Origin of the sequence: Flavobacterium sp. FlaQc-47 (assembly GCF_044006475.1) — a bacterium.
In the GTDB taxonomy this organism is placed as follows: Bacteria; Bacteroidota; Bacteroidia; order Flavobacteriales; family Flavobacteriaceae; genus Flavobacterium.
The window spans coordinates 376,073-388,210 of sequence record NZ_JBIPCQ010000001.1 but is presented as its reverse complement, the minus strand read 5'-3'; the positions used below and the strand labels follow the sequence as shown (position 1 = coordinate 388,210).

The following is a 12,138-nucleotide window of genomic DNA, read 5'->3' as shown; positions in this document are numbered from 1 at the left end:
ATTCCGTATAAACCCGTTTTACCCGTGCAATCCGTGGGCAATTTTAATTCTCATAATTCTTCTTATTCGGTTTAGCACTCATATAAAAAGTAATTTTGCCGCCATTAATAACATCTGAATGTTTTAAGAAAGGTGTCGAAAGTTGTTTCCCATTCAAAAGCACCTTACTCACAAACACATTTTTATTGGACTGATTGACGGTTTCAACTTGAAAAGTTTTACCACTTTCTAAATTAAAAACAGCATTTTTCACCAACGGACTACCCAATGCATATTCATCAGAACCCGGTGCAACAGGATAAAATCCTAAACTGCTAAAAATATACCATGCACTCATTTGTCCGAAATCGTCATTTCCGCCTAAACCGTCAGCACCATTTCGGTACATTTTTTTCAGGATCATTCTGATTTTATCTTGTGCTTTCCACGGCGAATTTGTCCAGTTGTACAAATAAACGACATGATGTGAAGGTTCGTTTCCGTGAACATAATTCCCTATAATTCCTTCTCTTGTAATATCTTCGGTATTTTCAAAATATTTGTCCGGTAAATGCATACTGAATAAGGAATCTAATCTCACGTTAAACTTCTCATTTCCGCCCATCATTTTAATCATTTCTGCTGGATCTTGCGGAACGTATAAACTATAATTCCATGAATTCCCTTCAATGAATCCTTGTCCGTGAGTATCTAACGGATCAAATTCTTTTTTAAAAGTTCCGTCATTTAATTTAGGACGCATAAAACCGGTTTTAGCATCATAAACGTTTTTATAATTTTTAGATCTTTTTATGAACTCATTATAAATATCTATTTTACCTATTTTTTTTGCTGCCTGAGCAATTGCCCAGTCATCATAAGCATATTCTAAAGTTTTAGAAACCGATGATCCGTTTTTATCTTCCGGAACATAACCTTTAGTCATATAATATTCCAATCCGTCATAATAAGATACTTTTGCTGTGTTTACACATGCCTGAAGTGCTTTTTCCTTATCAAAATTCCCATTGCCTTTTACAATTGCATCGGCAATCACAGAAACAGAATGATACCCAATCATACACCAGTTTTCATTTGCATAATGCGACCAGATTGGCAGCATTTTATGAACACTTTGATCTGAATGCGCTAACATGGAACTTATCATATCTGAATTTCTAGCTGGCTGAACTAAATTAAATAATGGATGCAAAGCCCGATAAGTATCCCACAACGAATAACTGGTATAATTTTTAAAGTTTTCTGCTTTATGAACGTTCATATCAAGACCTTTATAATTCCCGTCTAAATCCATATATTCTGTTGGTCCTAAAAAAGCATGATACATTGAAGTGTAAAAATTGACTAAATCTTCTTTCTGAATGGCTTCTATCTGAATTTTATTCAATTCGTTATTCCAAACTTCCTGACTTTGTTTTTTTACTTTTTCAAAATCCCAACCAGGAACTTCTTTTTTCATATTTTCAAGCGCTCCAGCCGAACTTACTGGTGATAAAGCCATTTTAATTTTGATCTTCTCCCCTTCTTGGGTATTAAAATCAAAAAACAGTTTTAGGTTTTGACCTGCCATTTCAGGAAAATTTTTGGTTTGATCAAATCTTCCCCAAAATCCTTTGTAAACACTTTTTTCAAGAGGCGCTTGTCCGTAACTTTTTATCGGTTTACTAAAAGACAGGGCAAAATAAACGGTTCTTGTTCTCGCCCAGCCATTTGTCTGGCGATATCCTGTGATTAAAGTATCGTTTTCTACACGCACAAATGTCCAAACGTTCTTTTTATCGTAATTGTAAATACCTGAAGTCAAATCCAGAATAATATGTGCCTCATCAGACTTTGGAAATGTATATTGATGCATTCCTACCCGCGTTGTTGCAGTCAATTCGACTTTAATTTTATGATCTTCCAGAAGCACGCTGTAATATGCCGGTTCTGCTTTTTCAGTCGCATGAGAAAACGCAGATCGATAACCCGATAATGGTTTTGAAGCAACTCCGGGATTTAATTGTAATTTTCCGGTTGTTGGCATAATTAGAAAATCTCCTAAATCCGAATGTCCTGTTCCGCTAAAATGAGTGTGGCTAAAACCAACAATTGTTTTGTCTTCATATTGATATCCTGCACAATATTTGTAAACGTCTCCATTATATTTTCCGTTTAAACCGTAAGCAATTGTATCAGTTTCCGGACTTAATTGTACGCTGCCAAACGGAACTGTTGCTCCGGGATAAGTGTGTCCCATTTTAGCTGTGCCAATCATTGGGTCCACATATTGGATCAGATTTTGGTTTTCAATTGTCTTTTTCTGAGCATTTACAGAAGTACCAAGTATTAAAAATGATAATCCAAAAAGGAAATTTTTACAATTTATTCTATTCATCAGATATTTCTTTAATCATTATTCTTTGTTTCAAAAAAGCATAATATATTTACTAAAACGATTTACCAATACTTTTAGGTTAGAAAAATACAACAAAATATGCTCTTTTAAAAATATAAATTTCTTTGAGCTAAAAAGGTTTTAAATATCTTTGATTTACAAAAAATGTTACTTTTCAAATATGAAGAATTTTATTTTATTGCTTTTACTTTCTTATTCTACAATCGGCTTTTCACAAAAAGCAGAAAGTTATAAACTTACAAAGGAAGAAATAACGGAACGGGAATTAAATGAGGTTTCGGATTTCCCTATTTATAAAGCGTTTGAATGTGCCGATAAAAGTGGGGTATACAATTTGCTTTTATGTGAAAACAGAAAATACATTTCTAAAAAAGATACTTTGAACACTAAGATTCAGGCTATTTGCACAATGGCTGATCATGGCGGTTTTCTTGAAAAATGGCGAATTAATGATTTACTGGAAGATTATATTCCGAAGGAAACAAATATTTGGTTCTGGACAAAATATTGCAGTACTAAAGATCTTGATGGCGATGGTTATATCGATCCTGTAATTGTTTATGGAACGAGAAATGAAAATGATGAAATAAGACGAGTAAAAATTATTACGGTTTATAAAAACAAAAAGTATGCAATTCGTGCCGTTGAATGTGTTCTGGACGATTGCAGAAGTTTCAAAAAAGATGCAAACTGGAATGCTTTACCGCAAAAAATAAAAACCTATGTTGATAATCTGGTTGTAACACTTAGAAAAGAACAAGATTTGTTATTGAAAGATGGGTAAGAGGATAGAGGTAAGAGGTAAGAGGTAAGATGTTAGATGTAAGATGTTAGAGGTAAGATGTTAGAGGTAAGATGTTAGAGGTAAGATGTTTGAGAAAAGAGGAAAGATTAGAGAGGAAAGATTGTAGACTTAGACTTTAATGTTCTGGTTGGCACTAAATCCCCTAACGAACATTCATATTCTAGCAAAGATTTTAATCAGTTGGAATAGATTACGTGATATTTGTGTTATCTGGCAACGATATATTTTTTTTATATAATTATAATTTATTCTCTTTTTGTAAACCGGATTAAAATCCGGTTCTACAATATTAGCCGAGCCTTTGGCTCTTTCTTTACTTCTAAATACTTGGTGAGCCTTTGGCTTTTTTTATTAAAGCTTCTGCTTTAAATTTTCTTTTACTTCGTTGAACCATTCGTTTTTTAAAATGCTTAAAACAATTGAATCGCGACGCAAATCACTATTTCCTGTTGGCATGTGGCTTCTTAAAACGCCTTCGACTTTACAGCCAATGCTTTTCATGGCGGCAATGCTTCGTTCGTTATTATTATCGGCACGAAATTCTACGCGTTCCATTCCTAAAGTTTCAAACGCAAATTGTAGTAATAAGTATTTACAATGTTTGTTGAGTCCCGTTCCTCTAAAAGCAGAACCATACCAGGTATAGCCTAATTGCAAGGTTTTGTAATCAAGCTGCATATCATAAAAACGTGTTGAACCTGCGTATTTTTGTGTTTTTTTATCGAAAACTATAAATGGGAATTCTCTTTTATCTTCTCGGTTTTTTACCGCCGACTGAATGTATTTGATCAGATTTTCTTTTCCGTCAGCACCAACTAATGAATATTTCCAGGTTTCGGGTTCGTTGGTTGAAATTTCTATTAAATTATCAACATCTGATTCTTGTAACGGGCGTAATAAAACTAAATCGTCTTCCAGGATTATATTGTCTGAGAATTTGAAATTTGATAGCGTGGTCATAATTTTATTTTTTGGTTTTACTCTTTAAATTTAAATCTTACTTTTTTAACTCAAATGAGATTTGTAAAGATATTTGAAAAATTTAAAAGAATAAGACCATAGATTTTTTTCATGACAAATACTTGTTTAATATAGGTTTTTTCTTTCTTTATTTTGTATTATTGCATTTATTTAAATTACTATCTTGAATATTTTATTAGCCGCTGAAATAGTATCAAAAAAGGAATTCGGAGAGACTTTTTGGTACGACTTATTAATCGCTTTGTTTACGGGAGTATTGTCTTGTTTAATATTTTATTTGGTACTTCGAATATTTAAACCCAACATTAAAACATGCAGTATTATTTGTAAAGAAGTAGAAAATTGTGATAACGAACCTAAAACAAAATATTACATTAAATTTATAAACAAAACGTATTCAGATATCGAAAACATATCTATAAATTTATTGTTAATAGAAGATTATATACATGGAAGCGGTAAAAATTTTATTGGTAAGGAATTGAAACTTAAAAGATACGATTTTAAGAACATTCCGGGTAAATGGCGAAAGAATAAAGAAATTCACAATAACTGTGTCCAAATGCTAATTGATGAGGATCTGGAAAATCTTTGGGATGGAAAAAAAGAGTATCTGGAATTACAAATTGATTGTACACATTCTAAAAGTGGAAGAAGACTTGTACATGTTCAAAAATATACTGATGTGAAAAATACAATCAAAAATGGACGCTTTGATTCAGGCGAAAACTTTAACATTATTTAGAATCAAAGTCATGTTTAAATGAGTAAATTTATATCATAAAATAAAAAATCATGAAAAACGATATTATCTGGAAATAGTTGAATTTTAGTAAACTATTCCTTTTTCGATTATAAAACAAAAGCCTCTAATTCTAATTAGAGGCTTTTGTTTTATAAATATTTACTCACTCATTTCGTCATAACGTTCCGGAACCTGAGGATCGTATAACGGACATTTGAATTCTTCCATCAGAGAAACTAGTTTGTCCATAGTTTTACCTTCGGTTCCGTAGCAGTCGATTTTGATGCTTTGTGGTGTTGAAATTACCTGAAATGCTCCTTTTCCGGAAGTATTTTGCCAGCTGTTTTCATCCACTTTTTCCCATTTTGAGAATACCGAAGCGATTCGGTTCATGATGACCTCAACCGGAAGTATTTCAAGACCGTCAACTGTTTCTTTTTCTACCAGAGCTTCATAAACTTCGTGGTGGTTTAGGTAAACTTCTTCTAAATATCTCCAAAAAAGTAATTCGTACATAGCGTGGTGTTTTTTTTAAACCATATAAGCGATATAAGATAATATAAACTTACTCTAAATAGTGTCATCCTGAGCGGAGTCGAAGGCTTTTCAATTGGAACGAGGCTTCGACTCCGCTCAGGATGACAATTGAATGCGTTTAATTATAAAATGAACTTATATTACTTATATGGTGAAATAAAATTAATAATTGAATGTTCCGTATTCGCTGGTAATCGTTAATTTCTTAGCATCAGCTGCTTCTACTCTGCCTACGATTTGTGCATCGACGTTAAACGATTTTGAAATCGCGATAATGTCCTGTGCAATATTTTCGGGAACGTAAATTTCCATGCGGTGACCGCAATTGAAAACCTGATACATTTCTTTCCAGTCCGTTTTTGATTGTTCCTGAATTAACTTAAACAATGGCGGAACAGGAAATAAATTGTCTTTTATGATGTGTAAATTCTGAACGAAATGCAAAATTTTAGTTTGCGCTCCTCCACTGCAATGTACCATTCCGTGAATTTCATTTGGCGTGTAAGTATCTAAAATTTTCTTGATGATTGGTGCGTAAGTTCTGGTTGGAGAAAGTACTAACTGACCTGCGTTTATTGGGCTGTTTTCAACCTCATCGGTTAAATTTACCTGACCTGAGTAAATTAATTCTTCGGGAACAAGTGCATCGTAACTTTCCGGGTATTTTTTAGCTAAATATTTCCCGAAAACATCATGACGTGCAGATGTTAATCCGTTGCTTCCCATTCCGCCATTATAGCTTTTTTCGTAAGTTGCCTGACCAAAGGAAGTCAAACCAACGATTACGTCGCCTGCTTTGATGTTCGCATTGTCAACAACATCGCTGCGTTTCATGCGGGCGGTTACGGTAGAATCTACAATTATAGTACGAACCACATCTCCAACATCTGCAGTTTCTCCTCCTGTTGAATGAATCGTTACGCCAAAAGATTTTAATTCGTTGATTAATTCTTCGGTTCCGTTGATGATTGCCGAAATAACTTCAGCAGGAATTAAGTTTTTATTTCTACCAATTGTAGAAGAAAGTAAAATATTATCTGTTGCGCCAACACATAATAAATCATCGATATTCATGATTAATGCATCCTGGGCAATACCCTTCCAAACTGAAATATCTCCGGTTTCTTTCCAGTACATATACGCCAGAGACGATTTTGTACCTGCACCATCAGCGTGCATAATTAAGCAATATTCTTCATCCCGGGTAAGATAATCCGGAACGATTTTACAAAATGCTTGAGGAAATAAACCTTTATCGATATTTTTTATGGCGTTGTGTACGTCTTCTTTTGATGCCGAAACACCTCTTTGTGCGTACCTTTTGCTAGAATCTGAACTCATGAAACTTAGTTTGTGTTGATGTGGTGCAAAGATAATCCCTTTTTTTAATTCTTCGAATGATTCCTTATATTGATTGTGAAAAAGTTTTTGCCACGAATTACACTAATTTTCACTAATTAAAAATGGAGAGAAGAAAAAAGAGCACTGATTAAATTGATTCCATTGATTAAAGTATTGTGCAGAATTATTTGCCACGAATTACACGAATTTTCACTAATTTTTCTTCTTAAAAACAAAATCATCCGTTAAGGATGATTTTGAGTATTTAAATTTTCATTTATTGATGAAAATAGAATTCGTGTAAATTAGTGTAATTCGTGGCAAAAAACTTTTAAACTATTTCGTAAACAACAATTCTCTGTATTTAGTCAATGTCCAGCTTTCGTCGTCTACTAATAATTCTAATTTATCACAATGGTTTCTGATATCTTCAAAGTATGGTTTTACTTTGTTGCAATACGCTTCGGCCATTTGTTGCGCATCAGTTAAATGATTTGCTGTTCTTCTTTCGTCTGTCATTGCTAATACTTTCGTATTGATTCCTTCAATATGCGCGGAAATCTCTTTTATCAAAACAATTTGCTCTTTGGCAATTGTTTCAAATTCTTTTCCGAAGATTTCTTTCAATCCTTTTACATTTTCGATTAAAGTATTTTGGTACCGAATTGCGGTTGGAATTACATGGTTTCTGGCAATATCACCTAAAACTCTTCCTTCGATCTGGATTTTTTTAGTGTATTCTTCTAATTCTATTTCGTAACGTGCTTCGGCTTCTACATGATTTAAAATTCCTAATTCAGAAAATAAGTCTAATGCTTGTTTCGAAACTTTGGCTTTAATGGCTTCCGGAGTCGTTTTAAAATTGCTTAAACCTCTTTTCGCTGCTTCTTTTTCCCAGGCTTCACTATATCCGTCACCTTCAAAAAGTATTTTTTTCGATTGCTTGATGTATTCTCTTAAAACATTAAAAATAGCATCGTCTTTTTTCATGTCTTTGGACTCGATTAAAGAATCTACTTCTATTTTAAAATCTTTTAATTGTTTGGCTACAATGGCATTCAAAGTGGTCATTGCGTTTGAACAGTTTGCATTTGAACCCACGGCTCTGAACTCGAATTTATTTCCTGTAAAAGCAAAAGGCGAAGTTCTGTTTCTGTCTGTATTATCTAAAAGGACGTCTGGAATTTTTCCTACTACATTCAGTTTTAAATCTGTTTTTTCCTCAGGAGATAATTTTCCGGTTGTTACGCTTTCTAATTCAGATAAAACCTTTGTTAATTGTGCTCCAATAAATACTGAAATAATAGCCGGAGGTGCTTCATTAGCTCCCAATCTGTGATCGTTACTTGCGGTTGCGATTGAAGCTCTTAATAAAGTTTCGTAATCATTAACTGCTTTTATCGTATTGATAAAGAAAGTCAAAAATTGCAAATTGCTCATTGGCGTTTTACTCGGACTCAATAAATTAACTCCTGTATCTGTTGCCAATGACCAGTTGTTGTGTTTTCCTGATCCGTTTACTCCTTTAAATGGTTTTTCATGAAATAATACTTTAAAATCATGACGTTCTGCCACTCTTTGCATTACATCCATCAATAAAGAGTTGTGATCTACAGCAAGATTGGTTTCTTCAAAAATCGGCGCAAGCTCAAACTGATTTGGTGCCACTTCGTTATGACGCGTTTTTACCGGAATCCCCAACAACATACATTCTTGTTCCAAATCTCTCATATACGTTAAAGCACGCGTAGGAATAGATCCAAAATAATGATCGTCTAATTGCTGTCCTTTTGCAGATGTATGTCCTAATAAAGTTCTTCCGGTCATCATTAAATCCGGACGGGAATTTGCTAATGCTTTGTCTATCAAAAAATATTCTTGTTCCCAACCTAAGGTTGCGGTTACTTTTTTAACATTTTTATCGAAATATTTACAAACTTCTGTCGCAGCTTCATCCATTGCAGATAAAGCTCGTAATAACGGAATTTTATTGTCTAATGCTTCTCCTGTATATGCGATGAAAACTGTAGGGATACATAAAGTTGTTCCATATATAAATGCCGGCGATGTTGGATCCCAGGCTGTATAACCTCTTGCTTCGAATGTATTTCTGATTCCGCCGTTCGGGAAACTTGACGCATCCGGTTCTTGCTGTACTAATTGTGCTCCGCCAAATTTCTCCACAGGATCGCTTCCGTCGTACGATATATCAAAAAATGCATCGTGTTTTTCGGCTGTTGTTCCCGTAAGTGGCTGAAACCAGTGTGTATAATGTGTTACGCCTTTTGATAAAGCCCATTCTTTCATTCCCATGGCGATATAATCTGCCAGTTTTCTGTCAATTTTAGTTCCGTGCTGAATAGCGTCCCGAACTCCTTTTAAAGCATCTGAAGTTAAAAACTGCTTCATGGCTTTTTCATTAAACACATTTGAACCAAAAATGTTAGACTTTCTATCGATTTCTTCAAAATGTACCGGCTTTCTTGTAGAAGCTTCTTTTAAAGCTTGGAAACGTAATGTTGACATGTGTATAAATTTAAAATTCGTAATAACTTTTACTCAAAAAAAGAGGAACAAATATAGTTATTTAAACCGCCTGTTTTAAAGATAAATTTTGGATTTTTATCCGATGATTTTTCAACAGAAGAAGCTTTTTTCAAAGAATAATCGATTCAATAGAAAGAAATATAACAAAATACCGCAGTATTATTCATTAAATAAACATTTTTTCATAATTTCTTAACCTCATAATTCAAAAAACAGCAGTAATTTTTACGAAATTATTTTTTAATGGTGTTAAAAATTGCTTTTTTAAAAATATACCCCTTCAAAAATTGCGCTTATCTAAAAAATAATATTGAGGTAAACAAAACAGCCCCCTAATTTTTAGGACTAAAAAAATAAATCTATATTTGACCCAACGAAAAAAAACAAAAAAATAAATTTATATTATTATGGCTAAAATTAAGTTAGAGTACATTTGGTTAGATGGATATGAACCAACTCAAAATCTTAGAAGTAAAACTAAAGTTGAAGAGCATGAAAATTTCAAAGGAACATTAGAAGAGCTTGGAAACTGGTCATTTGATGGTTCGTCAACAAAACAAGCTGAAGGTGGATCTTCTGACTGTTTATTAGTTCCAGTTGCAATTTATCCTGATCCAACCCGCATCAATGGATACATTGTAATGTCTGAAGTTATGTATGCTGACGGAACTCCGCACCCTTCTAACGGCAGAGCTACAATTGATGATGATAATGATGATTTTTGGTTTGGTTTCGAACAAGAGTATTTCATCATGGATACTAAAACTTTATTGCCATTAGGTTTCCCTGTTGGAGGTTATCCTGCTCCACAAGGTATGTACTACTGCTCTGTAGGTGGAAAAAACACTCACGGAAGAAAATTGGTAGAAGAACATGCTGACTTATGTATCGCTGCAGGACTTAACTTTGAAGGTATTAACCAAGAGGTGGCTTGCGGACAATGGGAATTTCAATTATTCGCTAAAGGTGCTAAAAAAGCCGGAGACGAAATTTGGGTTGCTCGTTACTTACTAGATCGTTTGACTGAAAAATACGGTTACTATATTGAATATCACCCAAAACCACTTGGAGATACAGACTGGAATGGTTCAGGTATGCATGCTAACTTCTCTAACGAAGTTTTAAGAACATGTGGTTCTAAAGAAACTTACGAAAAAATATGTGAAGCTTTCCGTCCTGTTGTTAAAGAACACATTGAAGTTTACGGAGCTTACAACGACCAGCGTTTAACTGGTAAACATGAAACAGCATCTATTCACGATTTCTCTTATGGAGTATCTGATAGAGGAGCTTCAATCAGAATTCCTTTATATACAGTTCAAAAAGGATGGAAAGGATATCTTGAAGACAGAAGACCAGCTTCAAACGGTGATCCATACAAAATTGCTGCAAGAATTATCAAAACTGTAAAATCAGCAATATAATTTAAAGCTTATAATACGAAAGTGCCATCTTAATTGATGGCACTTTTTTTTTGCCATTTAGTTTGTCATAAAATGAGAGTCAATCGATAAAACGTTGATGACAAACCCTACAGGTTTTAAAAACCTATTTGGGTTTAGCTTCACAAATTCAATGCGACATAAAACACCAAATCTCAAGTAAATTGAAAGTAATTTTCTAATAATTAATTTTTAAGTTAAACTTCAAAACTTATCTTTGTAAATCACTAAAAAAAAGTATCATGATTGTCTGGATTTTATTTTTATTAGCCGTTGTTTTTATCCTTGCTTTAGATTTAGGAGTTTTTAATAAAAACCCTCATATTATAAGTACTAAAGAAGCTAGTAAATGGACCATTATTTGGGTCACAATGTCCTTCTTGTTTTCGGGAGTAATTTACTGGCTTTATACTACAGATTATATTGCAAATCCTGATAATCTTAAACCTGCCGTGGCTTCCATGAAGTTTATTACAGGTTATTTAATTGAATTATCTTTAAGTGTCGATAATATTTTTGTAATCGCCATTATTTTTGCGTCATTCAAAATACCTCAAAAATACCAGCACAGAGTTTTATTCTGGGGAATTTTAGGTGCTGTAATTTTTCGCGGATTAATGATTTTCTTTGGTGTAATGTTAATCAATAAATTTACCTGGACGACTTATGTATTTGGTGCTTTCCTTATTTTTACAGCATTAAAAATGTTATTCTCGGGAGATGATGATGACTTTCATCCAAAGGATTCTTTTGTCTATAAAACATTAGGAAAAATTATTCCTATTACGTCTGAAATGGAACATGAGAAATTTTTTATCACTACAAAATCAGCAAAAAAAGCCGCTACTCCACTATTTGTAGCCTTGATTGTTATTGAAGTTATGGATGTTCTTTTTGCCGTTGACAGTGTTCCTGCAATTTTAGCCATTACATCTGATCCATTTTTAGTATTCAGTTCTAATATTTTTGCTATACTTGGATTACGTTCTATGTACTTTTTCTTAGCAAATATGCTGGCCAAATTCAGTTATTTAGAATATAGCTTAGTAGCTATTTTACTTTTTGTAGGTTTAAAAATGATTTTACATAAATGGATTCCGGTTCCTGAATGGGCATCTTTAGGATTTATTGCTCTTTCGCTTTTAGTGGGAATTTTAGTTTCTCTAAAGTACGGAAAGGACGCAGAAGAGGTTCCGAAAATTGAAGAGTAAACTATTCTAACATATATTTATAAAAAAAGGCTGTCCTAAAAAGACAGCCTCTTTTTTTTGCTCATCTATTTGTCATTTTTAGCTGCGAAATTTGAACCATAATAAATTAACAAAGCAATATTCATGATATA

Annotated in this window: 9 protein-coding genes; 4 read left to right on the top strand and 5 right to left on the bottom strand. The window is 33.3% G+C overall.

From position 1 onward, the window contains the following. Nucleotides 1-43: 43 nt before the first annotated feature. A complete protein-coding gene (locus ACHRVX_RS01465) occupies nt 44-2,377 on the bottom strand; it encodes a GH92 family glycosyl hydrolase (protein ID WP_395328225.1) in 2,334 nt (777 codons plus the stop codon). A gap of 181 nt (nt 2,378-2,558) precedes the next feature. Between ACHRVX_RS01465 and ACHRVX_RS01460 the strand changes: the two genes are divergently transcribed. Continuing rightward, on the top strand, nt 2,559-3,182 hold the full coding sequence (locus ACHRVX_RS01460) for a M949_RS01915 family surface polysaccharide biosynthesis protein (RefSeq protein WP_395328222.1): 624 nt from the start codon (nt 2,559-2,561) through the stop codon (nt 3,180-3,182). 372 nt (nt 3,183-3,554) lie between these two features. On the opposite strand, the gene ACHRVX_RS01455 is transcribed toward ACHRVX_RS01460, so the two are convergent. Beyond that, nucleotides 3,555-4,163 carry a GNAT family N-acetyltransferase gene (locus tag ACHRVX_RS01455; RefSeq protein WP_395328219.1) on the bottom strand — a complete coding sequence of 203 codons (609 nt, stop codon included), beginning with the start codon at nt 4,161-4,163 and terminating at the stop codon, nt 3,555-3,557. Nucleotides 4,164-4,347: 184 nt separating this feature from the next. Between ACHRVX_RS01455 and ACHRVX_RS01450 the strand changes: the two genes are divergently transcribed. Beyond that, a complete protein-coding gene (locus ACHRVX_RS01450; protein WP_395328216.1) occupies nt 4,348-4,929 on the top strand; it encodes a hypothetical protein in 582 nt (193 codons plus the stop codon). A 159-nt stretch (nt 4,930-5,088) separates the two neighbouring features. Here ACHRVX_RS01450 and ACHRVX_RS01445 read toward each other — a convergent pair whose 3' ends face one another. From ACHRVX_RS01445 to ACHRVX_RS01435, 3 genes are all read right to left on the bottom strand, one after another. After that, the gene (locus tag ACHRVX_RS01445) at nt 5,089-5,445 is read right to left on the bottom strand and encodes a hypothetical protein (protein WP_395328213.1); all 357 of its coding nucleotides are present in this window, start codon (nt 5,443-5,445) and stop codon (nt 5,089-5,091) included. Nucleotides 5,446-5,628: 183 nt separating this feature from the next. Then, nucleotides 5,629-6,807: an AIR synthase related protein gene (locus tag ACHRVX_RS01440; protein WP_395328210.1), complete on the bottom strand. Its 1,179-nt coding sequence runs from the start codon at nt 6,805-6,807 to the stop codon at nt 5,629-5,631. Nucleotides 6,808-7,143: 336 nt separating this feature from the next. Beyond that, complete coding sequence (locus ACHRVX_RS01435; protein ID WP_395328207.1) at nt 7,144-9,333, bottom strand: glutamine synthetase III; 2,190 nt, start codon at nt 9,331-9,333, stop codon at nt 7,144-7,146. Nucleotides 9,334-9,761: 428 nt separating this feature from the next. Between ACHRVX_RS01435 and ACHRVX_RS01430 the strand changes: the two genes are divergently transcribed. After that, entirely contained in the window at nt 9,762-10,778 is a 1,017-nt protein-coding gene (locus ACHRVX_RS01430; protein ID WP_395328204.1) for a glutamine synthetase beta-grasp domain-containing protein, read from the top strand. A 260-nt stretch (nt 10,779-11,038) separates the two neighbouring features. Next, nucleotides 11,039-12,007 carry a TerC family protein gene (locus ACHRVX_RS01425; RefSeq protein WP_395328201.1) on the top strand — a complete coding sequence of 323 codons (969 nt, stop codon included), beginning with the start codon at nt 11,039-11,041 and terminating at the stop codon, nt 12,005-12,007. Nucleotides 12,008-12,138 lie beyond the last annotated feature (131 nt).

Bases quoted from the DNA above. Each gene is read 5' to 3' on its own strand.
- ACHRVX_RS01440 (WP_395328210.1), bottom strand. From the start codon at position 6,807: ATGAGTTCAGATTCTAGCAAAAGGTACGCACAAAGAGGTGTTTCGGCA.
- ACHRVX_RS01435 (WP_395328207.1), bottom strand. From the start codon at position 9,333: ATGTCAACATTACGTTTCCAAGCTTTAAAAGAAGCTTCTACAAGAAAG.
- ACHRVX_RS01425 (WP_395328201.1), top strand. From the start codon at position 11,039: ATGATTGTCTGGATTTTATTTTTATTAGCCGTTGTTTTTATCCTTGCT.
- ACHRVX_RS01455 (WP_395328219.1), bottom strand. From the start codon at position 4,163: ATGACCACGCTATCAAATTTCAAATTCTCAGACAATATAATCCTGGAA.
- ACHRVX_RS01465 (WP_395328225.1), bottom strand. From the start codon at position 2,377: ATGAATAGAATAAATTGTAAAAATTTCCTTTTTGGATTATCATTTTTA.
- ACHRVX_RS01445 (WP_395328213.1), bottom strand. From the start codon at position 5,445: ATGTACGAATTACTTTTTTGGAGATATTTAGAAGAAGTTTACCTAAAC.
- ACHRVX_RS01430 (WP_395328204.1), top strand. From the start codon at position 9,762: ATGGCTAAAATTAAGTTAGAGTACATTTGGTTAGATGGATATGAACCA.
- ACHRVX_RS01460 (WP_395328222.1), top strand. From the start codon at position 2,559: ATGAAGAATTTTATTTTATTGCTTTTACTTTCTTATTCTACAATCGGC.